This is a genomic window from Pseudomonas sp. JV241A, assembly GCF_900275665.1.
GTDB classification, from domain to species: Bacteria; Pseudomonadota; Gammaproteobacteria; order Pseudomonadales; family Pseudomonadaceae; genus Aquipseudomonas; species Aquipseudomonas wadenswilerensis.
On record NZ_OPYO01000002.1, the window covers coordinates 201256 to 226805 of the forward strand.

The following is a 25550-nucleotide window of genomic DNA, read 5'->3' on the forward strand; positions in this document are numbered from 1 at the left end:
TTCTGCAAGGGTATGGCCGTTGGCGTCCAGTCAGGCCGGTTTGCCCGGGGCCTCGTCGCCGGGCTTGTCGCCATTCGTGGCGTTTGGCAGCACGGTCTTGTCGAGGTTTTCCACCGGGACCATCTTGTACTCCTGACCCTGCATGTTCTTCAGGTAGATCTCCATCTGCCGGAAGGAGATGTTGATGTGCTGCTTCTTGAACTCTTTGTTGATGTAGCGGTTGATCTCGTCGAGTACCGGGTTGCGGTCGCCCAGATCTCGCACATGCATGCGCAGTTCGTGGTCCAGGGTGCTTTCGCCGAAGTTGAGGAAGTAGACGATCGGCGCCGGTTCCTTGAGCACCCGCGGGTTGTCGTTGGCGGCTTTGAGCAGCAGGGTGCGCACCAGGTCGAGGTCCGAGCCGTAGTCGACGCCGAGCTTGAGGGTCACCCGGGTGATGGTGTCGGTCAGCGACCAGTTGATCAGTTGCCCGGTGATGAAGGTCTTGTTCGGGACAATGATGTCCTTGCGGTCGAAGTCGGTGATGGTGGTTGCGCGAATGCGGATCTTGCTCACCGTGCCGGAGAGGTTGCCGATGGTGATGGTGTCGCCGATGCGCACCGGGCGCTCGAACAGGATCATGATCCCGGAGATGAAGTTGGCGAAGATCTCCTGCATGCCGAAGCCCAGGCCCACCGACAGTGCGGCCACCAGCCATTGCAGCTTGTCCCAGCTGACGCCCAAGGCTGACAGGGTAGAGACGAAGCCGACCCCGGCAATCACGTAGGACAGCAACGTGGTGGTGGCGTAGGCGCTGCCCTGGGCCAGGTTCAGGCGTGATAGCACCAGCACTTCCAGCAGGCCAGGCAAGTTGCCGGCCAGGGCAACGGTGATGCCGATGATCACCAGTGCGCCCAGCAGGTCGCGCAGGCTGATCGGCACCATGCTCATGGCCGCGCCGGTGCCGCTGGTGTACTCGTACAGGGTGATGTTGTCGAGGTAGGCGAACACGCTGATCAGGTCCGACCAGACCCAGTACAGGGCGGCGATGAAACCGCCGAGCAGGGCCAGGCGAATCAGGCGCAGGGACTGCTGGTTGACCTGTTCGATGTCCAGGGTCGGTTCTTCAACCAGCACTTCGCCATCCAGGCCTTCCTTGGCCGCCTGGCGCTTGCTCAGCGCCCGCTGGTAGGCCAGGCGCCGGGCGGCCACGGCCAGACCGCGGACAAAGGCGGCTTCGATCACCAGCCAGAACATCAGCAGGTACAGGGTATCGATCAGGCGATCGGTGAGCTTGAGCGCGGTGTAGTAGTAGCCAAAGCACACGGCAATGAACAGCGCCACCGGCAGTGCGGTGAAGGCCACGCCCACGGCCTTGCGGAACAGCGAGGCGTTGCGGTGGGTAGGGCTGCTCAACAGCAGGCGGCTGAGCAGCCAGGCCATCAAGGCATAGCAGGTCAGCACCACGCCGATGCCGAGTACGTCCTCAGCCAGCGCCGAAGGTTGATGCTCGGCCACCGCCACCACGCCGACCAGGGCCAGGACCACGGTGCCGAGGCGGCGGATCCAGCCGCGGAGGAATTCGACCTGGGGTTTTTCCCAGCGAAAGTGCAGTTCGGCCACCCCGCCCGGGGCGAGTATCCGGTAGGCGGTGTAGAACACCAGCCAGGCCTGGGCCACCTGGAACAGCGCCGAGGCGAGGTTGGCGTTCTGCCCGCGGGCGTCGATCTGCAGGGCATAGCCGCACAAGGCCAGGCCCAGGCTCAGGGGCATGGCCAGGAGGATATTGACCAGGATCGCCTGGGGTGTGTGCCACTGGCTGTCACGCTTGAAGTGGCCGACATCCTGGTGAACCTTGGTCAGGCGCGCATACAGGTACTTGCGCCGCCACAGCAGGGCGCCGATCAGCAGTAGCAAGGGCAGGAACAACAACGGGCGCTGGGCCAGGCCGTCGGTCAGCTCCCTCAGGCCCGAACCCCAGGGCAGGCTGACCACTTGTTTCTGCAGACGCTCGGGGACGGTGCGTAGCCATTCCAGGTCCAGCGGCTTGTTGCTGGGGATCCAGAACATCTGCTCATCAAGGGTTGCACGCAGGTTCTGTGCGGTGCTGAACAGTTGCTTCTGGTTCAGCTGCAGGGTGATCGATTCGTTGAGCAGCGCGCTCAGTTCACGGTTCAGGCGTTCGAGCAGGTCGCTGCGGGTGATCGCCACTTCCAGCAGGGCCTTGCGCAGTTGCGGGGTGACGGTCTCGGGCGGTTGCGCGGTGAGCAGCTTGTCGACATAGCTGCTGGGGCTGCTGAGCTGCTCGCGCTGCTGGTTGATCTCGAACTGGTACAGGCGGATGTCGGCGATCTGGTCGGCCAGGTCGCGGTCGAGCTTCAGGTGCGGCAGCGCCTGCTTCTGCTTGTAGAGGATCTTCGACAGCAGCAGGCTGCCCTTGAGCACGCTGATCTGCTCGTCCAGGGCCTGGTCGCTCTGGGTCAGGGTGTCCAGTTGCTGTTTGGTCTTGAGGTTCTGCTGGGTCAGTTCGTTGAGGCGGTCGGTGCTGCGCAGCAGGTAGTCGGAGAGCTTGAGGTTGGCGGCGCTTTCGGTGGCCAGCAGGGTGCTGCCGCCGGCCTTCTGCGCTTCGATCGATTGCTCGGTGACGGTCTGCTGGGACTGGGCCAGGCGCTTCTGGTTGATCAGCGTCTGCAGGTCCTGGATTTCCTGCTCCAGGCGCGTGGCGCGTTCGATCAGCAGGTCATGCTGGCTGTTGCCCAGGTCCTGCAGCAGGCTGTTGCCGGCCAGTTCCTGGCGGCGCAGCAGGGTCAGGGCGTTGAGGGCGGCCAGTTCGGCGTTGAGCTGGTTGCGCTGGTCGGCGTTGAGCGGCTTGCCGCCGTCCTTGCCGATCTTCAGGCTGGTGTTGATCTGCTGGGTGCGGGTCTGGTTGGCGCTGATTTCTGCCTGGGCCCGTTCGGGCCGGGTCTGCGCGGTAATGGTCAGGCTGTTGGCCTCGGACAGCGCTTTTTGCAGTTCGCCCTGCTCGGTAGTGCGCTCGGCCAGCAATTGCTCCAGCTGCGGCACGCTGGAGCTAGCGTAGCGCTGGGCGACCGGGATCACTTTGCTGTCCTTGAGCTTGGCCAGCTCGCGCTGGTTATCGCTGGTCTGGCGCGGTGCGTCGCTGAGCTGGTGCTTGAGCGCAGCGAGCTTCTTCTCGCTGTCCTCTTTGTTGCCGAGGAAGGTCAGGGTCTGTTCGAGCACCTGCTGCAGGGCTTTCTGTTCAGCCTCGGGCAGCTTGCGCTCGGCGATCTTGTCCAGGCTTTTCTGGATCGACGCTGTGGTTGGCGGTTCAGCCGCCCAGACCGGGGTGAAGGACAGGCACAGCCCGATCAGGGCTGCGCTTAACAAAGTGCGCAGGGACATAGGCAGAAAATTCGTACAGGCAGAGGCGAAGAACGGAGTTTAAAGGAACAACCCAGGGCCGGGTCGAGTACCTTCGGGGAATTTGACGCCCACTTTGAGGATCTTGTTCCCTTCCATGACCGCAACAGTCCACAAGGTACTGTTCCATTCGATCTGGTCGCCGACCACCGGCGCGCCACCAACCTTCTGCGCAATGAAGCGGCTGAGCGGCGTGTGCGGGTCCTGGCCGTCGAGCTTCAAACCGTACAACGCCGCTACAGCCCCCAGTTCTGCGTCACCTTCGAGCACGAAGTCACCAAAGAAGCGCAGGTCGAGGCCGCGCTGCGGAGCCTGGCTGAACAGCTTGCCGAGGGCCGGCAGGTTGTGTTCGTGGCCGATTACGCAGAGGAGATCGTCGACTTCCAGGGTGGTACTTCCCGACGGATGGAGCAGTTGCTGGCCGCGAAACAGGGCCGCGATGCGGGTGCCTTCGGGCATTTTCAGCTCACGCAGGGCGGCACCGATGCACCATTTTTCGGCGCCCAGACGATAGACGAACAGTTCCCACTCGCTGGTGATGTGCACTTCCAGGGCTGAACGGGAAATTGGCGCAGGGTCTGGCGGTACTGTCACTTTCAGCAGTTTGGCCACCCACGGCAGGCTGGTGCCTTGGACCAAAAGCGAGACCAGCACGATGAAGAACGCCAGGTTGAAGAACAGTTGGGCATCGGGCAGCCCGGCCATCAGCGGGAACACCGCAAGAATGATCGGTACCGCGCCGCGCAGGCCAACCCAGGAGATAAAGGCTTTTTCGCGGCCATGGAAGGCCTTGAACGGCAGCAGGCTGGCGGCCACCGACAGTGGCCGGGCAAAGATGATCATCCACAGCGCCAGGCCCAGCGCCGGCAATGCGATCGGCAGCAGGTCGTGAGGCGTCACCAGCAGGCCGAGGACCAGGAACATTCCGATCTGCGCCAGCCAGGCCATGCCGTCGAGCATGTGCAGGATGCCATGGCGGCTGCGGATCGGCCGGTTGCCCAGCACCAGGCCGCACAGGTACACGGCGAGGAAGCCGCTGCCGTGCAGGGCGTTGGTCAGCGAGAACACTACCAGGCCGCCGGCCACCACCAGGATCGGATAGAGGCCGCCAGCGAGGTTGATGCGGTTGACCAGCTGCAGCATCAGCCAGCCGCCCCCCAGGCCCAGCAGGCCGCCGATGCCGAACTCGCGCAACAGGTGAGTGAGCAGGCTCCAGTGCAGGCCGGTCTGGCCGCTGGCGATCATGTCGATCAGGGTTACGGTGAGAAACACCGCCATCGGGTCGTTACTGCCCGATTCGATCTCGAGGGTTGCCGTAACCCGTTCGTTCAGGCCTTTGCCGCCGAGCAGCGAGAACACCGCCGCGGCATCGGTGGAACCGACGATGGCGCCGATCAGCAGGCCCTGGATGATGCTCAGGTCGAACAGCCAGGCGGCAACCATGCCGGTCAAGCCGGTAGTGATCAGCACACCCACCGTGGCCAGCGACAGCGCCGGCCACAGGGCCACGCGGAAACTCGCCACCCGCGTGCGCAGGCCGCCGTCGAGAAGGATCACCGCCAGTGCCAGGTTGCCCACCAGGTAGGCGGTCGGGTAGTTGTTGAAGATGATGCCGCCGCCATCGACCCCGGCAATCATGCCGACCGCGAGGATGATGACCAGGATCGGGATGCCCAGACGTGAAGAAAGTGAGCTGACCAGAATACTTGCACCTACCAGCAATGCGCCGATCAAGAACAGGCTATTGATGGTGGACGCATCCAAAGGCAGTACTCCGGGGGAAAGCAGGAAGGGGGCGGCTTGCTTTCGATAAGCAGGTCGCGTGCCAAGGATTCTAACCTGAGGGGTTGGCGGGGTGTAAAGGGTTAATCGCGGGTACAAAAAAGACACTCCCTGGAGTGCCTTCTTGTGTTGCCTTTGCGGGCCTCATCGCGGGGCAAGCCCGCTCCCACACGGATTGCTCATCACCTGTGGGAGCGGGCTTGCCCCGCGAAAAAGGCTTAGGCCTGCTTGACCTCACGCATCGCCTTGCCCTTGACCGGCGTGCCGTTGGCGACGTAGTACTTGGCGGTGCTACGCGGCAGCGGCTGGCGGTTGCGGATCTTGTCGGCGATTTTCTCGGCGATCATGATCGTGGTGGCGTTGAGGTTGCCGGTGATGATGATCGGCATGATCGAGGCATCGACCACCCGCAGACCCTGCATGCCATGCACGCGGCCCTGGCCGTCGACCACCGCCATGTCGTCGTCGCCCATCTTGCACGAGCAGGACGGGTGGAACGCGGTTTCGGCGTGCTCGCGGATGAACTTGTCCAGTTCCTCGTCGGTCTGCACGTCGGCGCCCGGGCTGATTTCGCGGCCACGGTAGGCGTCCAGCGCAGGCTGAGCCATGATTTCGCGGGTCAGGCGGATGCCATCACGGAATTCCTGCCAGTCCTGCTCGGTCGCCATGTAGTTGAACAGGATGCTCGGGTGCTGGCGCGGGTCCTTGGACTTGAGCTGGATACGGCCGCGGCTAGGCGAGCGCATCGAACCCATGTGGGCCTGGAAGCCGTGTTCCTGTACGCCGTTGCTGCCGTTGTAATTGATCGCAACCGGCAGGAAGTGGTACTGGATGTTCGGCCATTCGAACTCTTCGCGAGTACGGATGAAACCACCGGCTTCGAACTGGTTGCTGGCGCCGATACCGGTGCCTTTGAACAGCCACTCGGCACCGATGGCTGGCTGGTTGTACCAGAGCAGCGACGGGTACAGCGAAACCGGCTGGGTGCAGGCGTATTGCAGGTACAGCTCAAGGTGGTCCTGCAGGTTCTCGCCCACGCCTGGCAGGTCATGAACCACAGGCACGTTGAGGCTTTCCAGCAGGGCGCGCGGGCCAACGCCGGAGCGTTGCAGCAGTTGCGGCGAAGCGATGGCGCCGGAGCAGACGATCACTTCCTTGCGTGCACGGGCTTCGACGCGTTCTTCGCTGGCGCCGACCAGGTAGCTCACGCCAACAGCGCGCTTGCCGTCGAACAGCACGCGATCGCTCAGGGCGTGAGTGACGATGGTCAGGGTCGAGCGCTTCTTGGCGGTGTCCAGGTAGCCGCGGGCGGTGCTGGAGCGACGGCCTTTAGGCGTCACGGTACGGTCCATCGGGCCGAAACCTTCCTGCTGGTAACCGTTGAGGTCTTCGGTGCGCGGGTAACCGGCCTGCACGCCGGCTTCGACCATGGCGTGGAACAGCGGGTTGTTACCGGCTTTCGGCGTGGTCACGCTGACCGGGCCTTCGCCGCCGTGGTAATCGTTGGCGCCGATGTCGCGGGTTTCCGCCTTGCGGAAATACGGCAGGCAGTCCAGGTAGGTCCAGTCTTCCAGGCCTGGCAGTTTGGCCCAGCCGTCGAAATCCATGGCGTTGCCGCGGATGTAGCACATGCCGTTGATCAGCGACGAGCCACCCAGGCCCTTGCCGCGACCGCATTCCATCCGGCGGCCGTCCATGTGCGGCTCCGGGTCGGTCTCGTAGGCCCAGTTGTAGCGGCGGCCCTGCAGCGGGAAGGCCAGCGCGGCTGGCATCTGGGTGCGGAAGTCCATGCGGTAGTCAGGGCCACCGGCCTCGAGCAGCAGGACAGTTACGCCTTCGTCTTCGGTCAGGCGGGTCGCCAGGGTGTTACCGGCAGAGCCGGCACCGACGATGATGTAGTCATATTCCATGGCTTTCTCCGAAAGCAGCTGCAAGCCTCAAGCTACAAGCCGCAAGAAAATGCGGTCGTGCGAGGCTCGCAAATGAGTGAGAGCTGCAAGAGCCGGTTGGCGCAACACGCACCGGCTTTGACTTGCAGCTTGCCGCTTGAAGCTTGTCGCTTCAGAACACCGAGTTGTAGGAACCCAGCTCAACTTGAACGGATTTGATGCGAGTGTACTGAGCCAGCGAGCTCACGCCGTTTTCACGGCCGACACCGGATTGCTTGTAACCGCCGACCGGCATTTCGGCTGGCGACTCGCCCCAGGCGTTGATCCAGCAGATACCGGCTTCCAGCTGGTGGATGATGCGGTGGGCGCGGCTGATGTCGTTGGTGCACACGCCCGCGGCCAGGCCGTATTCGGTGTCGTTGGCACGGCGGATGACTTCTTCTTCGCTCTCGTAGGAGAGGATGCTCATCACTGGGCCGAAGATCTCTTCCTTGACGATGGTCATGTCGTCACGGCAGTCGGTGAACACGGTAGGTGCCACGAACGCGCCCTTGGCCAGTTCGCCTTCGGTCAGACGCTCGCCGCCGCACAGAACGCGTGCACCTTCTTCCTTGCCCTTGGCGATGTAGCCCAGCACGCTTTCCATGTGGGCGAAGCTGACCAGCGGGCCGAAGTTGGTGTTTTCGTCTTCAGGGTTGCCAACGCGGATGCGGGCAACGCGCTCGGCGATCTTGGCTTCGAAAGCCGCTTTCATCGAGGCAGGGACGAATACGCGGGTGCCGTTGGTGCAGACCTGACCCGAGCTGTAGAAGTTGGCCATCATGGCGATGTCGGCGGCGCGATCGAGGTCGGCGTCGTCGCAGATGATCAGCGGCGACTTGCCGCCCAGTTCCATGGTGACTTCCTTGAGCGTCGAGCTCGAGGCGCTGGCCATGACCTTCTTGCCGGTGGTGGTGCCGCCGGTGAAGGAGATTTTCTCGATGCGCGGGTGCTCGGTCAGCCAGGTGCCGACTTCGCGGCCGCTGCCGGTCAGAACGTTGAACACGCCGTCCGGCAGGCCGGCTTCGGTGTAGATCTCGGCCAGTTTCAGGGTGGTCAGCGAGGTGACTTCGCTCGGCTTGAAGATCATCGCGTTACCGGCCGCCAGGGCAGGTGCGGATTTCCACAGGGCGATCTGGATCGGGTAGTTCCAGGCGCCGATACCGGCGGTCACGCCCAGCGGCTCGCGGCGGGTGTAGACGAACGAGCTGTCGCGCAGCGGGATCTGCTCGCCTTCGATGGCCGGTACCAGGCCTGCGTAGTATTCCAGCACGTCGGCGCCGGTGACGATGTCGACGTAGCGGGTTTCGGAGTAGGACTTGCCGGTGTCCAGGGTTTCCAGGGCGGCCAGCTCATCGTTGCGCTCACGCAGGATGTCGACGGCGCGGCGCAGGATGCGCGAACGCTGCATGGCGGTCATGGCGGCCCAGATTTTCTGGCCACGTTCGGCGCTTTCTACAGCGCGCTCGACGTCGGCTTCGGTAGCGCGTTGCACCTGGGCGAGGACTTCGCCGTTGGCCGGGTTGATGGCGTCGAAGGTAGCGTCGCTGGAAGCGTCGACATAACCACCATCAATGTAGAGTTTTTGCAGTTCGAAACGGGCCATAGTGTCCTCGCAAGTGCATATGTGTGTTTGGCTATCCGTGCAGCGCTCCTGCTTGTTTGGCAATCGCGACGCGCGGTGGTTCAGAGGCCTGGTTTTGCGTGTCCGGGCTCGTCTGTTTAGCCAGTTGTAGATCCATGTATTCGTAAGCGATTTGTTTCGCCTGGTCGGTGTCGAACGCGTCTCCGGACAGCGCACCGCGCAGCCACAGACCGTCGATCAACGCTGCCAGGCCACGGGCCGCGGTGCGTGCATCAGGCAGCGGCAGGACGCGGCGGAACTGGCAGCACAGGTTGGAATACAAGCGGTGATCGTTGATCCGCTGCAACCTGTGCAAAGACGGCTGGTGCATGCTGGAAGCCCAGAAGGCCAACCAGGTTTTCATTGCCGGGCCGTTGACCTGGCTGGCGTCGAAGTTGCCTTCGATAATCACCTGCAGGTGGGCGCGCGGGCTGGTGTCCTTGAGCGCCTGCCGGTTGGCGACGACGTTCTCGTTCAGCACGCTCATCAAGTACCGCATGGTCGCTGCGATCAGGCCGTTCTTGTCCTGAAAGTAGTGACTGATGATGCCATTCGACACACCGGCCAAACGGGCGATCAGCGCAATGCTGGCGTCACCCATGCCGACCTGGTCGATGGCCATCAATGTGGCTTCGATCAACTGCTGACGGCGGATGGGTTGCATACCGACCTTGGGCATCTTGCAAATCTCCTCAGGCCTGCGAGCAGTCGACGAGCGGCTGCCTCGGCGAAGGCCAGTCTATTTTGTTTTGATTGAACGTTCAATCAACAAAGAATAAGCTCTGCGACAATCTGTGCAATTGACAGGTTTTTCCTACCTGCGGCTTGCACAAATTGGCACCCCAAAAAGACGTGGAACCCCCGGAATACAAGGTGTTGACGGGTGTAAACGGCGCGTTGAACAGATCTGCCGAACGGTATAGCACCGCGCGGCCAACCCTCGGGACGGGGTTTTCGGCCTGTTTTTTTCAACGCAATCGATTCGGGATCACGGTTTTTTCAAGGTGCTTTTATAACACCTGGAGCAGTGGGGCTATTGCACCATTTGCTCGGGTAACGGTTGTTTCGTGTTTCTCTCGCACTGCCCGGAGCCTATGTGCAATGAGTTCTGCCTCCCTAATCAAGACCCCTGCCGAGAGGGTCCGGGTCAACAGCGTGGTGTTCTTCACCTCGACGTTGTTGATCCTGCTGTTGACTGCCTTGCTGATCGCAGTTCCCGAAACCGCCGGCCGCGTGCTGAACGAGGCCCAGGCCTGGTTGTCGCGCAGCTTCGGCTGGTACTACATGCTGGTGATTGGCGGCTACCTGCTGTTCGTCATCGTTCTGGCCTTCTCCAATTTCGGCAAGCTCAAGCTTGGCGGCAAGGATGACAAGCCGGACTTCAGCTACGGTGCCTGGGCCGGGATGCTGTTCTCCTCCGGTATCGGTATCTCGCTGCTGTACTTCGGCGCGTCCGAGCCGCTGGATCACTACTTCAACCCGCCTGAAGGCGCGTCGGCCAGCCTGCAATCGGCCCGTGAAGGCCTGCAGCTGACCTTCCTGCACTGGGGTCTGCATGGCTGGGCAATCTATGCCCTGGTCGGCCTGGCCGTGGCCTACTTCGCCTACCGCCACAACCAGCCGCTGGCACTGCGCTCGGCGCTGTACCCGCTGGTCGGCGAGCGTTGGGTCAAGGGTGCCGCGGGCCACACCGTCGACATCTTCGGCATGTTCGTGACCCTGCTGGGCCTGGTGACCAACCTGGGGATCGGTTCGATGCAGGTGTCCTCGGGCCTTGAGTACCTGTTCGGCATGCAGCACAGCGACACCAACCTGCTGATCGTGATCCTGGTGATGAGCACCGTGGCGACCATCGCCGCTGTTTCGGGTGTGGAGAACGGCATCCGCCGCCTGTCCAACCTGAACATCATCCTGTTCAGCGGCTTGCTGCTGTTCGTGCTGCTCAACGGCCCGACCCTGCACCTGCTCAACAGCTTCGTGCAGAACATCGGCGACTACCTCAATGGCGCGGTGCTGAAGACTTTCGACCTGTACGTCTATGAGGGCGACAGTGCCAAGTCCGAGCGCTGGCTGGGCCTGTGGACCGTGTTCTATTGGGCCTGGTGGATTTCCTGGGGCCCGTTCGTCGGCATGTTCATTGCCCGTATCTCCCGCGGTCGTACCGTGCGCGAACTGGTCGCTGGCGTGCTGCTGATCCCGCTGGGCTTCACCCTGGCCTGGCTGTCGATCTTCGGCAACTCGGCGCTGGACCTGGTAATGAACCAGGGCGCGGTGGAGCTCGGGCGAACAGCGCTGGAGCAGCCGGCGATGTCGATCTACCAGCTGCTCGAGCACTATCCGTTCGCCAAGATCGTAGTCGGTGTGGCGATCTTCGTAGGCTTCGTGCTGTTCCTGACCCCAGCCGACTCCGGCGCGGTGATGATGGCCAACCTTTCCTGCAAAGGCGGCCATGTCGATGAAGATGCGCCGAACTGGCTGCGTATCCTCTGGTCGGCGATCATTACCGTGGTCACCATCGGTTTGCTTCTGGCCGGTAACTTCCAGGCCATGCAGACCATGGTGGTGCTGGCGGGGCTACCGTTCTCGGTGGTGCTGGTGCTGTTCATGTTCGGCCTGTACAAGGCGATGAAACAGGACAGCCAGGTCGAGCAGGAGCAAGCCGAACTGGCTGCCCGTGGTCGTCGCGGTTTCAGCGAGCGCCTGAGCCAGCTGGACCTGCAGCCGACCCAGGCGATCGTTCAGCGCTTCATGGACAAACGCGTCAGCCCGGCGCTCAAGGAAGCAGCCGCGCAGCTGCAGACCCTGGGCTTCCAGGTGCAGACCCGGGTCGGCCAGTCGCGCTCGGCCATGGGCCTGCGCATCGACATGGAAGAAGGCAACCCGTTCGTTTACGAAGTAAGCCTGGACGGTTACCTGGCCGCGCCGAGCGAAGCGCCGGTAGAAGGCGAGTCGGAAGTGCGCCAGCGCTTCTACCGCGCCGAGGTCTACCTGCACAACGGCAGCCAGGAATACGACCTGATGGGCTTCACCCCGGAGCAGATCACCCGTGATGTGCTCGATCAGTTCGAAAGCCACCGCCAGTTGCTGGGGCGTGTCTATAGCTGATAACGGCTGATGGACCCGAAGGGCTCTGTTCGCAGGAACAGGGCCCTTTTTCATGGACGGCTGTCAGCCGGCGGCAGGGGCTGGCAGCAGGTCGGTGCGAACAGGCGAGCGTTGTTTGATGATGTCTTGCGAATAGGTACAGAGTTTTTGCGGGAGTTTGTTCGCCTTGAACACGACGGAGCGGTTACCGAAAAAAGTCGTGTAGCCCCGCTCATCGGCACAGTCGGTACCGGCAATCGGGCCGCGCTTTGCCCGATAGGTGTCCAGATGGGGTGGGTCGAGGGTCCAGGTGACTTTGATATCACCGGAGCGCCGAGGCTCGATCAGTACGGACGGTTCTGGTACCGGGGCTTGCTCGAACAGGTCAACGGCTACGCTCATGCTGTTCGCCATTAGCGCGCGCGAGGCCGATTGCTCAGGTGACTCGACGCCGACGATACACAGAAAGTGCCTCCCGGGCTCCGGGCCAACAGTATCTTCGATCTTGGCCCGTGGCCCAGGCAGGGTGTCGCTGTAATGAGCCGGGTTCTCGCATTGCAGGGCATCCCGGGTTGTCTTGTAACGGTAAAACTGCGTGTCGATGATAAATTCATAATTCCATGACGGTACCTGCGGGCTGCCGTCCTCAGCTGTAGCGATCTTGTGTACACGCTGGAATGCATTAGGATTCTGCTGCTCCAGTGCGAAGCCCGGCAGCAGGTCGCAGCCGTCCAAGGTTAAGTCCGCTCGCCCGCCCATGCCGCAACGAAACAAGCGCGTAATAGGTACGCCATAGTTTTGCCCCTCTGACGCCGATGGTCTGTATGACCTGAATGAAGTGCTGTTGATCAGACCGACAATATTATTGTTGGCGCGGTTGAGGATGGGGCTGCCAGAGGCCCCGTCATCCATTCCCGCGCACTGATTACGCAGAATGTTGCGCCACACCCATGGGCGCTCGACATGGGCGTCGGCTTTTTGCATGGTGCAGGTGCTCAAGCGTAATCCAAGGCCGGGATTGATGGGGTCGCCGACCACCAGGATCGGGCTGCCAACGGGAGTGGGAGGGTCTATTTTCAGTGGTACGATGCCTGTTTCCATGACTGCCCTGAGTGGTGCGTCAAGCTCCAGCAGCGCAAGGTCGACACCCTGGATACTGCTCCATACCAGACGCTTGAGGGCCACGACCTGGCGTTTGCTGGCAGTGTCTGCGAAGTAGTTGAAGGCTATGGTGCCGGTTATTGGCTGGTCATGAGTAATCGTGCCATTTTTTGCATTGGCGCAATGCCCGTTAGTAATTATGTAGGCTGGCCCGTTGTTGTCGGTCCAGGGGTCCCGGGTATCAATCAGGGTGCCGATACATCCGGCGGACATTCGGCCGATGCCGCTCCAGTGAGCGTTCTGGTTGTTGGCGTTGTCGAGGGTGACGGGGCCTGCCTGATCGGCCAGGCCTTGACCATAGTCCGCGGCGGTTGCCTGCAAGGCTAAACACGCCAGTGCGGCACCCAGGTAGTGACGGGAAAACGTGCGCATGGTGAACCTCCTTGTGTATGCCTGCGCAAGTGTTCGCAAGCCGCGCTACCGGCGTGTGGTACATAGATAGTGAGCGCCATGCTGGACAGGCGCACTAGGCCCCGGCACTCTTGGCGTTGCCAAGGAGCCCGGTGCCACCATGTTCAAGCGTCTTGTCCTGTTGTTGTGCAGCTGCCTGTCGTTCAGCTATCTCGCCCGCGCGAGCGAGCCTGTGGTGCTGCTCACCGAAAACTTCCCGCCCTACAACATGGCCATCAGCGGCAAGAGCTTTGCCCGCGACGATGGCATCAATGGCATTGCCGCCGACCTGGTGCGCGAGATGTTCAAGCGCGCCAAGGTGCCCTACAGCATGACCCTGCGCTTCCCCTGGCAGCGCATCTACGAGCAGGCCCTGCAAACCCCCGGCTACGGCGTTTTCGTCATGGCTCGCCAGCCCGAGCGGGAAAAGCTGTTCAAGTGGGTCGGGCCGCTGGGGCCGGATGACTGGATTTTGCTGGCCCCCGAGGGCAGCCCGATTGCCTTGAGCAGCCTGCAGGAAGCCAAGCGTTATCGTATCGGGGCTTATAAAGGGGATGCGATTGCCGAATACCTGGCCAAGCAAGGCCTGAACCCGGTGTTGGTGCTGCGCGACCGCGACAACGCGAAAAAACTGCTGAACGGCGAAATCGACCTGTGGGCCAGCGGCGACCCGGCCGGTCGCTACCTGGCGTGCCAGGTGGGGGTGAGCAAGCTCAAGACGGTGCTGCGTTTTCACGGCGCCGAGCTGTACCTGGCGCTCAACCGTGAAGTGCCGGACGAGGTGGTGAACAAGCTGCAGCAGGCGCTGGAGCAGATGCGCAGTGACGGTTTTGTCGAGGCGACGTTCGCCCGCTACCTGTAAATACCGTTGCGCCCGTGGCCGGACATCGCGCGATTGCTGCGCTCGGCGATCATCTGCTGAATTTCTATCCATTCGATGCCCTGGGCCTTGAGCTTGGGCAGTTCGCGCTCGAGCACTTCCAGGGTCTGTGGATAAGGATGGCCGATCAGCACTGCCGAACCTTGCTTGCGCGCCAGGGCAATGCCCTGTTGCAGCTGGCCGGCAATGGCTTCGGTGGTGCGTACATCGTCCAGGAATACATCCCGCGACACACTGGCCAGGTTGATGTTCTGCGCTGATTTGGCAGCAACCGTGGCGGCGCTGGTGCGGCTGTCGACAAAGAACAGGCCGCGGCGCTGCAGCTCGCCCATCAACCAGGCCATGGCCGCAGGCTCCGCGGTCATGCGGCTGCCCATGTGGTTGTTGATGCCAACGGCGTAGGGCACTTTGTCGAGCGCTGCGTTCAGCCGCCGCTCCAGTTCCGGCAGCGGCGTGCCGGGGTGCCAGGCGTAGGGGCCGGTGGCCGGGTCCATGGGCATGTGCAGGATCACCGTCTTGCCGGCGCGGTGGGCCTGGCGGGCGAACGCCGTGGCATGCGGGGTGTCGGGCATGATCGCCAGGGTCACCGGGCCGGGCAGGGCCAGGGTGCGTGAATCGCGCGCAGGGTTCTGGCCCAGGTCGTCGATGATCAGCGTCAGGTAGGCCTTGCCCGGTTGAGTCGGCGCCGCCAGGGCGACACCGCTCATCAGGTACAACAGGGCCAACAGCAGGTAACGCATCAACTGGCCTTATTTACCCTGGGTGATGCTCAGGCCCTTGAGCAGGCTCAAGGCCTGGCTGAGCTGGTAATCATCATCCTGTGGGCGAGGCTTGGCGCCGCCGCCCTTGCCCGACGGACGGTCGGCGCCGCCGTTGCCGTTGCCCAGGTGACCCTGCAGGTCGGCTTCCTTGAAGTTCTCGCTGTCCTGCTCGGCGGTGATCTTGGCGCGGCGCACCTCGATATCCGGAACGATGCCCTGGGCCTGGATCGAACGGCCGTTGGGGGTGAAGTACAGCGCCGTGGTGATCTTCAATGCGCGGTCGTTGTTCAGCGGCAGCACGGTTTGCACCGAGCCTTTGCCGAAGCTGTCGGTGCCCATCAGCACACCGCGTTTCTGGTCTTGCAGGGCGCCGGCGACAATTTCCGAGGCCGAGGCGCTGCCGCCGTTGATCAGCACCACCAATGGCACGCCTTCACTGGCGTCGGCCGGGTCAGCGGAGAAGCGCAGCTCGGAATTGGCGATGCGGCCCTTGGTGTAGACGATCAGGCCCTTGGTCAGGAAGTGGTCGGCCACTTCCACGGCCGATTGCAGGACGCCACCGGGGTTATTGCGCAGGTCCAGGACCAGGCCGCGCATCTTCTTGCCGTTGTCCTTGCGCAGCTTGGCCAGGGCTTTGCCGACTTCTTCGCCGGTCTTGACCTGGAACTGGGTGATGCGGATGTAACCGTAGCCGTCTTCGAGCATCTGGCTCTTGACGCTCTTGACCTGGATGACCGCGCGGGCAAGGGTTACATCGAACGGGTTGCCGCCGTCGCGCACCAGGGTCAGGGTGATTTTCTCGCCGACCTTGCCGCGCATCTTGTCGACTGCTTCGGTCATGGTCTGGCCACGGGTCGGTTGGCCGTTGATCTTGACGATCAGGTCACCGGCTTCGATACCGGCGCGCGAGGCCGGGGTCTCGTCGATCGGCGAGACCACCTTGATGAAGCCGTCTTCCATGCCCACTTCGATGCCCAGGCCGCCGAACTCACCGCTGGTGCTCTCTTGCAGCTCGAGGAAGTCTTCCGGGCCGAGATAGGCCGAGTGCGGATCAAGGTTGCTGAGCATGCCCTTGATGGCGTTTTCCAGCAGGGTCTTGTCGTCTACCGGTTCGACATACGCGGCCTTGATGCGGTCCATGACCTCGGCGAAGGTGCGCAGCTCTTCCAGCGGCAGCGGTGCCTTGGCCGACGGTGCCGAGACCGTTGTCGCTGGAATCGCGGCGGGCTTGGCCGGCTCGGCCGCAAGGGCCAGGGGCGCGCCGATGACCATGGCGATGGTCAGGGCCAGCGAGGTGAGGCGAGGCGAGTGCAGCATGTCGAACGAACTCCTGATCCTGGTAGCGCTCCGTAGAGCATCGGCGCAGCCCGAAGTTGCGCTACGCCGTCAAATAGGGGGTGTTGCCTATCCCTGGGCACGACACCATTGTGCGGGGTCGCTGGGGCGCCCCTGCTGGCGGATGGCGAAATACAGCCCCGAGCTGTTCTGGCCGCCGCTGTTGCCGACGGTGGAGATGGCCTCACCGGCCTTGACCACATCGCCGGCGCTCTTGAGCAGGCTCTGGTTATGGCCGTACAGGCTCAGGTAACCATTACCATGGTCGAGAATGACCAGAAGTCCAGCGCCGCGCAACCAGTCGGCAAATACCACCCGGCCGCCATGCACGGCGCGCACCTGGCTGCCCTGGGAGGCGCTGATCATCACCCCGTCCCACTTGGCTCGCGAGTCATCGCCGCGGGTTTCGCCAAAGCGTGCCAGCAATCGACCATTGACAGGCCATGGAAGTTTTCCCCGTGCGGCAGAAAAAGCCCCACCGAAGGTTTCGCCACTGCTGGAGACCAGCGGGCCGGGAATAGCCTTGGGCTTCTTCGGCGCGTCGCTGTTGCTGGCGGCCAGGGCTTCGCGCTGGCGTTGTTTTTCCGCTTCCTGGGCGGCGAGCAGGGCCTTCTGCCGCGCTTCCTCGGCTTCACGGGCCTGGCGGGCGAGGGTTTCCTCGATGGTCTTGAGCACTTTGCTCAGGTCGGCCTGGTCCTGCTCACGGGCCTGCAGCTTCTGGTCGCGGGCCTTGACGTCATTGTTGAGCTTGGCCAGCACCTCTTTACGCTCGGTACGGACTTTTTCCAGCTCCTGGCGCTGGCTGTCGAGGGTGCCTTGCTGGGCCAGCAGCTGCGCTTGTTGCAGGCTGATGTCTTTCTCGACGTTGGCCAGCTGGCGCAAGGTCTCGTTGAAGTTGCGCAACTGGGTCAGGCGCGCCTGGCTCAGGTAATCGTAATAAGTCAGGGTGCGGGCGAATTTTTCCGGATTCTGCTGGTTGAGCAGCAGTTTCAGGTATTCCTCGCGGCCATTCTGGTAGGCCGAACGGGCCTGGATGGCGATCAGTCGTTGCTGTTCAATGCGGGCGCTCTGGAGTTTTTTTTTCTCGGTATCAAGGCGCTCCAGTTCGCCTTCCGTCTTTTTTAGTTCGAGTTGCAGGGCCTCCACCTGCTTTTCCAGCTTGCCGATGTCGGTTTCGGTTGAGCGCAGGTCTTTCTGCACACCGGATTTTTCCTCCTGCAACTTGCCAAGCATCTTTTTCAGCTCGGTAATGTCCTGGCGCGTGGCGTCCAGTTGTTGCTGGGTTTGCGCGCGCTCATCGGCGAAAGCCGGGCTGAGCAGGCAAGACAGGGCGAGTAGGATCAGGGCGCGAAACATGGGGTGGGCGGCACCAGGCATAGAGACTGGCCTAGTATGCCCGCCATAGGCTGCAAAAAAAACGGCTTTAGCTGCAAGCGGCAAGCTACAAGCGGCAAGAAAAACGGGTGAATGGGCTCTTTCTTGCGGCTTGTAGCTTGTCTTTAGCGGCTTTAGCCGTCGATCAGAATCGACGAGCCGGTCATTTCTGCCGGTTTTTCCAGGCCCAGCAGCTTGAGCATGGTGGGCGCCACGTCGGCCAGCACGCCGCCTTCGCGGACCTGCACTTTGCGCTTGCCAACATAGATGAACGGTACCGGCTCGGTGGTGTGCGCGGTGTGCGCCTGGCCGGTGCATTCGTCTTCCATCTGCTCGACGTTGCCGTGGTCGGCGGTGATCAGCGCTTCGCCGCCGACCTTGTCCAGCGCCTCGACGATGCGCCCGACGCACAGGTCCAGCGCCTCGACGGCCTTGACTGCGGCCTCGAACACGCCGCTGTGGCCGACCATGTCGCCGTTGGCGTAGTTGACCACGATCACGTCATAGCGCTGCTGCTCGATGGCTTCGACGATGCGGTCGGTGACCTCCGGCGCGCTCATTTCCGGCTGCAGGTCATAGGTGGCGACCTTTGGCGACGGGATGAGGATGCGTTCTTCGCCTTCGAAGGGCTCTTCACGGCCACCGGAGAAGAAGAAGGTGACGTGGGCGTATTTCTCGGTTTCGGCGATGCGCAGCTGGGTCTTGCCGTTTTTCGCCAGGTATTCGCCGAGCACGTTGTTCAGGCTGCCCGGGGCGAATGCGGCCGGGGCCGGGATTTTCGCCGAGTATTGGGTCAGGCCGATGTAGGCGGCCAGTTTGGGCAGGCGTGCACGTGGGAATTCGTTGAACTCGGGCTCGACGAACACCCGCGACAGTTCGCGGGCGCGGTCGGCGCGGAAGTTCATGAAGATCACTGCGTCGCCGTCTTCGACCTTGACCGCCTCGCCAATGCGCGTGGCCTTGACGAATTCGTCGCTCTCGTCGCGGGCATAGGCGGCTTCAAGGCCGGCCAGGGCCGTGTCGGCGCTGAATTCGGCGCTGCTGTCGACGATCAGGTTGTAGGCTGCCGATACACGGTCCCAGCGGTTGTCGCGGTCCATGGCGTAGTAGCGGCCGATCAAGCTGGCGATGCGGCCTTTGCCGAGCTTGGCGAAGGCGGCATCGAGCAACTCGATCGAGGATTGCGCGCTTTTTGGCGGGGTGTCGCGGCCGTCGAGGAACGCGTGCAGGTAGATTTTCTCGGCACCGCGCTTGGCGGCAAGCTCGGCCATGGCCACCAGGTGGTCCTGGTGGCTGTGCACGCCGCCATCGGAGAGCAGGCCAAGGATGTGCACGGCCTTGCCGGCACCGACAGCCTTGTCGACCGCGCCACACAGCACCGGGTTTTCGAAGAACTCGCCGTCCTTGATCGCCTTGGTCACCCGGGTGAAGTCCTGGTACACCACGCGGCCGGCGCCGAGGTTCATGTGGCCGACCTCGGAGTTGCCCATTTGCCCGTCCGGCAGGCCGACATCCATGCCGGAGCCGGAGATCAAGCCGTGCGGCTGGGTAGCGCGCAGGCGATCATAGACCGGCGTATTGGCCGAATAGATGGCGTTGTATTCGTGGCTTTCGCTGTGACCGAAACCATCCAGGATGATCAGGACCAAGGGTTTTGGCGTGCTCGTCATCAATCCCACACTCACGGTTGTTCAGATGATAAAGGCACGCATTTTAGGGCAAATTGGCCAGCAATGACGAATTAACCTTGCAGGCCCGGCAGCGCGGGCCGACGGGCTGCAGCCCGGTAATGAGAATTACTGGCGATAACCCTGCCCGGCGGGCTTTGGCCGACCTTGGGGGCTGTGTATACTGGCCAACATTTTTAATGGCCTGGAACACCCTCCGATGGTTGCTCACCTGATTGAATTCGCAACAAATCACTATCTGCTGGTCGGTATCTTCGTCGTTCTGCTGGTTTTGCTGATCGTCACCGAAGCACGCAAGGGCGGCCGCAGCCTCAGCACTGGCGAACTGACCGCGCTGGTCAACGCCGACAAGGGCCTGGTGATCGACATCCGTTCGAGCAAGGACTACGCCGCCGGCCATATCGTTGGCGCCGTGAATATTCCCCAGGACAAGGTTGCCGCGCGCATCGGCGAGCTGGAAAAGCACAAGGCCAACAAGACCCTGATCATCGTCGACGCCATGGGCCAGCACGCCGGCACCACCGCGCGCGAACTGCTCAAGGCCGGCTTCACCGCTGCCAAGCTGTCGGGTGGCGTGTCGAGCTGGAAGGCCGATAACCTGCCGCTGGTGAAGTGATATGAGCAACGTCATCGTCTACTCCAGCGATTACTGCCCTTACTGCTCGCGGGCAAAATACCTGCTCGAAAGCAAAGGCGTGGCCTTCGAAGAGATCAAGGTCGATGGCAAGCCTCAGGTGCGCGCCGAAATGAGCCAGAAGGCCGGCCGTACCTCGGTGCCGCAGATCTGGATCGGCTCCACCCACGTCGGCGGTTGCGACGACCTGTATGCCCTGGAGCGCGCCGGCAAGCTCGACGCGCTGCTCAAGGCCTGAATCAGAAACCCATTAAAGACTCTGGAAAGAAGGATCTGTCATGACTGATCAACAGAACAACGACGCCGCAGCCGCAGCCGACGACAACACGCCGCAGTTCTCCCTGCAGCGCATCTACGTGCGCGACCTGTCGTTCGAAGCGCCCAAAAGCCCGGCGATCTTCCGTCAGCAGTGGGAACCGAGCGTTGCCCTGGACCTGAACACCAAGCAGAAAGGCCTGGAAGGCGACTTCCACGAAGTCGTGCTGACCCTGTCGGTGACCGTGAAGAACGGCGACGAAGTAGCCTTCATCGCTGAAGTGCAGCAGGCCGGTATCTTCCTGATCAAGAACCTCGACCCGGCATCGATGAGCCACACCCTGGGCGCGTTCTGCCCGAACATCCTGTTCCCGTACGCCCGTGAAGCGCTGGACAGCCTGGTGACCCGTGGTTCGTTCCCGGCACTGATGCTCTCGCCGGTCAACTTCGACGCCCTGTACGCTCAGGAAATGCAACGCATGCAGGAAGCTGGCGAAGCCCCTTCGCTGCAATAAGCCTGTTGCGATGTAGCAAAAAGCGCCCTGATGGGCGCTTTTTTCTTGGGGATTGTCGCGAACACTGTGGGAGCGGCGCTGTTCTGCGGTTTGATTCCTCAGGCAAACCCCTGCTGGCGCCACGCCTCATACACCGTCACCGCCACCGTGTTGGACAGGTTCAAGCTGCGGCAACCCGGACGCATCGGCAGGCGCAGGCGTTGCTCGGCGGGCAGGCTGTCCAGCACCTCGGCGGGCAGGCCACGGCTTTCCGGGCCGAACAGAAAGGCGTCACCCGGCTGGAAAGCAGTTTCGTGGTAGGGGTGCGAGGCTTTCGTGGTGAACGCGAACAGCCGTGGCTGGCCTAGGCTTTCCAGGCAGCTGGGCAGGTCTGCGTGGCGCTTGAGCGTGGCATACTCGTGGTAGTCCAGACCGGCCCGGCGCAAGCGCTTGTCGTCCAGCTCGAAGCCGATCGGCTCGATCAGGTGCAGGTGGCAGCCGCTGTTGGCGCACAGTCTGATGATGTTGCCGGTATTCGGCGGAATCTCTGGTTGAAAGAGGATGACGTGAAACATGCACGGCTCCGAACATAAAGATGGCGAGTATTCTACTCCTGAACCGGACCCGCGTTCGCAGCTATGGCCGCGCGTGCTGTTTTCCCTGGCGCTGTTCGGCATGCTGGTGGGGCTGATGATCGGTCGCCTGACCGCGCCCGAACCGCGGGTGCTGGAGCAGATCGAGGTGGTCGAGGCCGGCTTGAACCTGTGGTTCAACGAAGAACCCAAGCTGCACGGCGAAGAGGTCGAAGGCACCCTGACGCTGCTGTTCGAGGCCGAGGGCAGGGCTGCACGCGGTCAGTTGCAGTTGCAGGGCAAGCCGGTGAGCTGGCGGGTGCAGAACAGTGATGGTGGCTTGCTGGTGACCCTGGTCGCGGCCCGCCCCCTGCACGGCGAATGGGCCGGTGCAGAGGAGGGCGAACGCTGGCGGGTGCAGGTGAGGCTGCGCGAATAAAAGAGGGGATTCCCCGGCCTGCCTGTACCAAGGTCCCCAAAACTGGAAGTACTGATACTAATGCAGGGTGTGTGCCAGTTTTGTTGCAGTGCGCAAAATGGCGGGTTTACGGGGTTAGGCAGGGTTTTGCCGGGGATTTGTGCCTTCAGGCGGTGCACCGATAGCGGGGTCGGTGCATCAATGGGGCAAATTGCAATCTTGTGGGAGCTGGCTTGCCAGCGATGAGGTCACTGCAGTCTGTGCATTCTCTACAGGCCGGGCGACCGCTTCGCGCTCGATCGCTGGCAAGCCAGCTCCCACAGGTCAGGCCTCGTCGTCACCGTCCTCATCGCCGCCATCGACCTTCATCCCCAACTCCTTGATCTTGCGCGTCAGGGTGTTGCGGCCCCAGCCCAGCAGCACGGCGGCATCGCGGCGGCGGCCTGCGGTGTGCTTGAGCGCGGTCTCGATCATGATCCGCTCGAAGCTCGGTACGGCGCTGTCGAGCAGGCTCGATTGGCCACGGGCCAGGGCCTGGTCGGCCCATTGGCGCAGGGCCTGTTCCCAGTTGGTCACCGGCGCCGCGTCTTGCGGCAGGTTGAGCAGCTCGGGTGGCAGGTCGCCGATATGCACTTCACGCCCCGAGGCCATCACCGTGATCCAGCGGCAGGTGTTCTCCAGCTGACGCACGTTGCCCGGCCACGGCAGGTTGCGGATGAATTCCTCGGTTTCTGCCTTGAGCAGTTTGGGCTCCACGGCCAGTTCCTGGGCTGCGCGACCCAGGAAGTGCCTGGCCAGGGTCGGGATGTCTTCGCGACGATCGGCCAGGCGCGGGATGTGGATGCGGATCACGTTCAGGCGGTGGAACAGGTCTTCACGGAACTTGCCGGCCTGCACCAGGGTTTCCAGGTTCTGGTGGGTGGCGGCGATGATCCGCACATCGACCTTGACCGGCACATGCCCGCCCACCCGGTAGAACTCGCCATCGGCCAGCACCCGCAGCAGGCGGGTCTGGGTGTCGGCCGGCATGTCGCCGATCTCGTCGAGGAACAGGGTGCCGCCATCGGCTTGCTCGAAGCGGCCGCGGCGCAGGTTGGCGGCGCCGGTGAAGGCGCCTTTCTCATGGCCGAACAGTTCCGACTCCATCAGGTCCTTGGGGATCGCCGCCATGTTCAGGGCGATGAACGGCGACGCCGCCCGCGGGCTGTGGCGGTGCAGGGCGTGGGCGACCAGTTCTTTACCGGTACCGGACTCGCCGTTGATCAGCACAGTGATGTTGGAATGGCTCAGGCGGCCGATGGCGCGGAACACTTCCTGCATCGCCGGCGCTTCGCCGATGATTTCCGGGGTGCGGGTCAGGCTCGGTGCCACGTCCAGGCCTTGTTGCTCCTGGGCATGCTGGTTGGCACGCTTGACCAGCGATACCGCTTCATCGACGTCGAACGGTTTGGGCAGGTACTCGAAGGCACCGCCCTGATAGGACGCCACCGCGCTGTCCAGGTCGGAATGGGCGGTCATGATGATCACCGGCAGGCGCGGGTGCTGCTCGCGAATCTGCGCCAGCAGGTCAAGGCCGCTGGCGCCAGGCATGCGGATGTCGGAAATGATTACGTCCGGCTGCTGCCGGGCCAGGCGGCTCATGACCCCGTCGGCGCTGTCGAAGCTCTGGGTGGTCATGCCTTCCTGTTGCAAGGCCTTCTCCAGCACCCAGCGGATGGAACGATCATCGTCGACGATCCAGACGGTTTCACTTCGGCTCATGAGGCGGTGGCTCCTTGTTCCAGCGGCAGGAAGATCGAGAAGGTGGTGTGGCCAGGGTGGCTGTCACACTCGATCAGGCCCTGGTGCTGGCTGATGATGTTCTGGGTTATGGCCAGGCCCAGCCCGGTACCGTCCGGGCGGCCGCTGACCATGGGGTAGAAGATGGTTTCCTGCAGCTCGGCAGGGATGCCGGGACCGTTGTCGATGATCTCGATGCGGGCCACCAGGCGATGACGGGTGTGGCCGATGGTGAACTGGCGCATGGCTCGCGTGCGCAGGCTGATGCGGCCCAGGCGCAGTTCGTTCTGGCCGCTGATGGCCTGCATGGCGTTGCGCACGATGTTGAGCACCGCCTGGATCATCTGTTCGCGGTCGATCAACACATCCGGCAGGCTCGGGTCGTAGTCGCGCACCAGGGTGATGCCGCCCTGGGTTTCGGCCTCGACCAGGCTGCAGACCCGCTCCAGCACCTCATGGATGTTGGTCAGGGCCAGCGATGGCAGCTTGTTCGAGCCGAGCATGCGGTCGACCAGGTTGCGCAGGCGGTCGGCCTCTTCAATGATCACATTGGTGTAATCCTTCAGGCCTTCTTCCGGCAGCTCGCGGGCCAGCAGCTGGGCGGCGCCGCGAATGCCGCCGAGCGGGTTCTTGATCTCGTGGGCCAGGCCGCGCACCAGCATCTTGGTGGTTTCCTGCTTGGACAGCTGGGCCTCTTCCTTGGTGATGCGCAGCAAGCGGTCACGCGGATGCACTTCAAGCAACAGCAGGGTCGCGCCTTTGCTGAGGATCGGCGTCACCGCGTAGTCGACGGTCTGGGTCTGGCCAGTCAGCGAGGTCAGTTGGGCTTCGCGCTTGGTGAAAGGGTGCGCGTGCTCCACCGCCTGGCGCAGGGAGTTGAGCGCCTCGGGCGATTCGGTGAACAGTTCGCTGATGAATTGCCCGTGGCTGCGTTGGCCACTGATGGCCAGGAGCATCTCCGCCGCCGGGTTCATGTACTCAAGGCGCAGTTCGGCGTCGAGCAGGATGGTGGCGGTGGTCAGGTTGTCCAGTAGCAGTCGGTGCAGTGCATCGCTAATGGTCATGGGGCGTCGTTGACCTCTTTTGGCTCATACAACCTCGGCACAGGGCCAGGTCGCGGGCGCTGGTAATCCGCTGGTACAAAGAAAATGCAAAAAGCAAACCAAGGCTCCGAAAAGAAGCGGAATTTCCGGATTAAGACCTGTATTTGCGCGAAAAACGCCTACAAAGTCCTGAGGTCGCACTTTTCGCGAACCAAAATGGGCTGAGTTGCTCAGGTGCAAGCAGATGCGTGCACCAATATAGAGCATAGAGGAAGGATTACTGCGGCGAGCACAAATGCGTCGTCGCGCGGATCAGGGCCAGGGACTGCTGCGGGTCTTTGTCTTGTTGTGCGATGGCTTGGGCCAGGGTCGCCTGGCATTGGGCCGGGCGGTTGCGATCAAACTCTGCCAGTTGGCTCAGCAGTGTGCGTTGCAGGCGATCCAGTTGCGGGCGCAATTGGCTGCCCAGATCGACCCGTGGCGTTTGTGGTGCGCTGCCTGCGGCATGCCAGCGTGAAAGTGCGCGGTACTGGAGCAGCTTGTTGGCTTCGATCTGGTCGGCGAAGAACACGCCTGCCCGGTGCTCGTCCACACCAAAGCGCACGGCCTGGGTGCGGGCATTGGCGATGACCTGCTGCTCACGCTCGGGCGCTTCTACAGGCTGGCCCGAGTCCCATTTGTTCAGGGCGACATCGTCGGCGATATCCAGGCGTTGATTCACGCTATCGAGCAAGCGCGACAGGGCAACTGGCGGTGCGGGTGTCGAGGCGCACCCTTGCAGGAGCAAGGTTGGCGCAAGGAGCAGGGCGAACAGGGGCATACGCATGGCGAGGGTCCGAAGCGGTAAAAGAGCAGTGTGCAGCTTTTTGGCCTTTTTTCCTGTCGGCCAATGCGCATAAGAATGTCAGAAAAACAAAAGGCCTCCCGAAGGAGGCCTCTCTTGCACTAC

20 protein-coding genes are annotated in these 25550 nt (G+C 62.6%); 6 read left to right on the plus strand and 14 right to left on the minus strand.

Features of this window, described 5'->3' with window-relative positions; genetic code table 11:
- Positions 1–30: 30 nt before the first annotated feature.
- The 5 genes from mscK to betI all read right to left on the minus strand — a co-directional run bounded on the left by mscK (position 31) and on the right by betI (position 9412).
- A complete protein-coding gene (gene mscK / locus JV241A_RS01015) occupies positions 31–3381 on the minus strand; it encodes a mechanosensitive channel MscK (RefSeq protein WP_115089331.1) in 3351 nt (1116 codons plus the stop codon).
- Between the two features lie 39 nt (positions 3382–3420).
- Positions 3421–5163 (minus strand): potassium/proton antiporter, encoded by a 1743-nt coding sequence (locus JV241A_RS01020; RefSeq protein WP_115089329.1) that lies wholly within the window; start codon positions 5161–5163, stop codon positions 3421–3423.
- Between the two features lie 236 nt (positions 5164–5399).
- Positions 5400–7091 carry a choline dehydrogenase gene (gene betA, locus JV241A_RS01025; protein WP_134061219.1) on the minus strand — a complete coding sequence of 564 codons (1692 nt, stop codon included), beginning with the start codon at positions 7089–7091 and terminating at the stop codon, positions 5400–5402.
- Positions 7092–7242: 151 nt separating this feature from the next.
- Entirely contained in the window at positions 7243–8715 is a 1473-nt protein-coding gene (betB, locus tag JV241A_RS01030; RefSeq protein WP_115089326.1) for a betaine-aldehyde dehydrogenase, read from the minus strand.
- A 31-nt stretch (positions 8716–8746) separates the two neighbouring features.
- Positions 8747–9412: a transcriptional regulator BetI gene (betI, locus tag JV241A_RS01035; RefSeq protein ID WP_010222276.1), complete on the minus strand. Its 666-nt coding sequence runs from the start codon at positions 9410–9412 to the stop codon at positions 8747–8749.
- A gap of 422 nt (positions 9413–9834) precedes the next feature.
- Here betI and betT point away from each other — a divergent pair, with 422 nt between their 5' ends.
- On the plus strand, positions 9835–11838 hold the full coding sequence (betT, locus tag JV241A_RS01040) for a choline BCCT transporter BetT (protein ID WP_134061220.1): 2004 nt from the start codon (positions 9835–9837) through the stop codon (positions 11836–11838).
- A gap of 63 nt (positions 11839–11901) precedes the next feature.
- Here the strand turns inward: betT and JV241A_RS01045 are convergent, their stop codons facing one another.
- The gene (locus tag JV241A_RS01045) at positions 11902–13350 is read right to left on the minus strand and encodes a serine protease (protein WP_134061221.1); all 1449 of its coding nucleotides are present in this window, start codon (positions 13348–13350) and stop codon (positions 11902–11904) included.
- Between the two features lie 139 nt (positions 13351–13489).
- On the opposite strand from JV241A_RS01045, the gene JV241A_RS01050 reads away from it, so the two are divergent.
- On the plus strand, positions 13490–14230 hold the full coding sequence (locus JV241A_RS01050; protein ID WP_134061222.1) for an ABC transporter substrate-binding protein: 741 nt from the start codon (positions 13490–13492) through the stop codon (positions 14228–14230).
- On the opposite strand, the gene JV241A_RS01055 is transcribed toward JV241A_RS01050, so the two are convergent.
- From JV241A_RS01055 to gpmI, 4 genes are all read right to left on the minus strand, one after another.
- A complete protein-coding gene (locus JV241A_RS01055; RefSeq protein WP_115089316.1) occupies positions 14221–14988 on the minus strand; it encodes a divergent polysaccharide deacetylase family protein in 768 nt (255 codons plus the stop codon). The two genes, JV241A_RS01050 and JV241A_RS01055, sit on opposite strands and share 10 nt — an antisense overlap.
- A 9-nt stretch (positions 14989–14997) precedes the next feature.
- Positions 14998–16326, minus strand: a complete 1329-nt coding sequence (locus tag JV241A_RS01060) for a S41 family peptidase (RefSeq protein ID WP_115089314.1) — start codon at positions 16324–16326, stop codon at positions 14998–15000.
- 87 nt (positions 16327–16413) lie between these two features.
- Entirely contained in the window at positions 16414–17700 is a 1287-nt protein-coding gene (locus JV241A_RS01065; protein ID WP_208644395.1) for a murein hydrolase activator EnvC, read from the minus strand.
- 152 nt (positions 17701–17852) lie between these two features.
- The gene (gene gpmI, locus JV241A_RS01070) at positions 17853–19388 is read right to left on the minus strand and encodes a 2,3-bisphosphoglycerate-independent phosphoglycerate mutase (protein WP_115089312.1); all 1536 of its coding nucleotides are present in this window, start codon (positions 19386–19388) and stop codon (positions 17853–17855) included.
- Between the two features lie 217 nt (positions 19389–19605).
- Between gpmI and JV241A_RS01075 the strand changes: the two genes are divergently transcribed.
- The 3 genes from JV241A_RS01075 to secB are packed head-to-tail and all read left to right on the plus strand — an operon-like array spanning position 19606 to position 20810.
- Entirely contained in the window at positions 19606–20022 is a 417-nt protein-coding gene (locus JV241A_RS01075) for a rhodanese-like domain-containing protein (RefSeq protein ID WP_010222286.1), read from the plus strand.
- Position 20023: 1 nt separating this feature from the next.
- Positions 20024–20278 carry a glutaredoxin 3 gene (gene grxC, locus JV241A_RS01080; protein ID WP_045193908.1) on the plus strand — a complete coding sequence of 85 codons (255 nt, stop codon included), beginning with the start codon at positions 20024–20026 and terminating at the stop codon, positions 20276–20278.
- A gap of 40 nt (positions 20279–20318) precedes the next feature.
- Positions 20319–20810 carry a protein-export chaperone SecB gene (gene secB / locus JV241A_RS01085; protein WP_038997589.1) on the plus strand — a complete coding sequence of 164 codons (492 nt, stop codon included), beginning with the start codon at positions 20319–20321 and terminating at the stop codon, positions 20808–20810.
- A 98-nt stretch (positions 20811–20908) separates the two neighbouring features.
- On the opposite strand, the gene JV241A_RS01090 is transcribed toward secB, so the two are convergent.
- Positions 20909–21364 carry a tRNA (cytidine(34)-2'-O)-methyltransferase gene (locus tag JV241A_RS01090; RefSeq protein WP_010222290.1) on the minus strand — a complete coding sequence of 152 codons (456 nt, stop codon included), beginning with the start codon at positions 21362–21364 and terminating at the stop codon, positions 20909–20911.
- Here JV241A_RS01090 and JV241A_RS01095 point away from each other — a divergent pair.
- Positions 21363–21800, plus strand: coding sequence for a hypothetical protein (locus JV241A_RS01095; protein ID WP_134061224.1), 438 nt, complete (start codon positions 21363–21365; stop codon positions 21798–21800). The genes JV241A_RS01090 and JV241A_RS01095 overlap by 2 nt on opposite strands.
- A gap of 303 nt (positions 21801–22103) precedes the next feature.
- On the opposite strand, the gene ntrC is transcribed toward JV241A_RS01095, so the two are convergent.
- From ntrC to JV241A_RS01110, 3 genes are all read right to left on the minus strand, one after another.
- Positions 22104–23540, minus strand: a complete 1437-nt coding sequence (gene ntrC, locus JV241A_RS01100; RefSeq protein ID WP_115089310.1) for a nitrogen regulation protein NR(I) — start codon at positions 23538–23540, stop codon at positions 22104–22106.
- Complete coding sequence (glnL, locus tag JV241A_RS01105; RefSeq protein WP_115089307.1) at positions 23537–24622, minus strand: nitrogen regulation protein NR(II); 1086 nt, start codon at positions 24620–24622, stop codon at positions 23537–23539. Before glnL ends, ntrC begins: the two co-directional genes overlap by 4 nt.
- Before the next feature lie 256 nt (positions 24623–24878).
- A complete protein-coding gene (locus tag JV241A_RS01110; RefSeq protein WP_115089305.1) occupies positions 24879–25427 on the minus strand; it encodes a chorismate mutase in 549 nt (182 codons plus the stop codon).
- Positions 25428–25550: the final 123 nt, after the last annotated feature.

Excerpts from the sequence above, each read along its gene's own strand:
- JV241A_RS01050 (WP_134061222.1), top strand. The coding sequence starts at position 13,490 with ATGTTCAAGCGTCTTGTCCTGTTGTTGTGCAGCTGCCTGTCGTTCAGC.
- JV241A_RS01095 (WP_134061224.1), top strand. The coding sequence starts at position 21,363 with ATGCACGGCTCCGAACATAAAGATGGCGAGTATTCTACTCCTGAACCG.
- JV241A_RS01065 (WP_208644395.1), bottom strand. The coding sequence starts at position 17,700 with ATGTTTCGCGCCCTGATCCTACTCGCCCTGTCTTGCCTGCTCAGCCCG.
- JV241A_RS01090 (WP_010222290.1), bottom strand. The coding sequence starts at position 21,364 with ATGTTTCACGTCATCCTCTTTCAACCAGAGATTCCGCCGAATACCGGC.
- betI (WP_010222276.1), bottom strand. The coding sequence starts at position 9,412 with ATGCCCAAGGTCGGTATGCAACCCATCCGCCGTCAGCAGTTGATCGAA.
- JV241A_RS01110 (WP_115089305.1), bottom strand. The coding sequence starts at position 25,427 with ATGCGTATGCCCCTGTTCGCCCTGCTCCTTGCGCCAACCTTGCTCCTG.
- glnL (WP_115089307.1), bottom strand. The coding sequence starts at position 24,622 with ATGACCATTAGCGATGCACTGCACCGACTGCTACTGGACAACCTGACC.
- betB (WP_115089326.1), bottom strand. The coding sequence starts at position 8,715 with ATGGCCCGTTTCGAACTGCAAAAACTCTACATTGATGGTGGTTATGTC.
- secB (WP_038997589.1), top strand. The coding sequence starts at position 20,319 with ATGACTGATCAACAGAACAACGACGCCGCAGCCGCAGCCGACGACAAC.
- JV241A_RS01060 (WP_115089314.1), bottom strand. The coding sequence starts at position 16,326 with ATGCTGCACTCGCCTCGCCTCACCTCGCTGGCCCTGACCATCGCCATG.
- betT (WP_134061220.1), top strand. The coding sequence starts at position 9,835 with ATGAGTTCTGCCTCCCTAATCAAGACCCCTGCCGAGAGGGTCCGGGTC.
- gpmI (WP_115089312.1), bottom strand. The coding sequence starts at position 19,388 with ATGACGAGCACGCCAAAACCCTTGGTCCTGATCATCCTGGATGGTTTC.
- JV241A_RS01055 (WP_115089316.1), bottom strand. The coding sequence starts at position 14,988 with ATGCGTTACCTGCTGTTGGCCCTGTTGTACCTGATGAGCGGTGTCGCC.
- mscK (WP_115089331.1), bottom strand. The coding sequence starts at position 3,381 with ATGTCCCTGCGCACTTTGTTAAGCGCAGCCCTGATCGGGCTGTGCCTG.
- JV241A_RS01075 (WP_010222286.1), top strand. The coding sequence starts at position 19,606 with ATGGTTGCTCACCTGATTGAATTCGCAACAAATCACTATCTGCTGGTC.
- JV241A_RS01045 (WP_134061221.1), bottom strand. The coding sequence starts at position 13,350 with ATGCGCACGTTTTCCCGTCACTACCTGGGTGCCGCACTGGCGTGTTTA.
- ntrC (WP_115089310.1), bottom strand. The coding sequence starts at position 23,540 with ATGAGCCGAAGTGAAACCGTCTGGATCGTCGACGATGATCGTTCCATC.
- betA (WP_134061219.1), bottom strand. The coding sequence starts at position 7,091 with ATGGAATATGACTACATCATCGTCGGTGCCGGCTCTGCCGGTAACACC.
- grxC (WP_045193908.1), top strand. The coding sequence starts at position 20,024 with ATGAGCAACGTCATCGTCTACTCCAGCGATTACTGCCCTTACTGCTCG.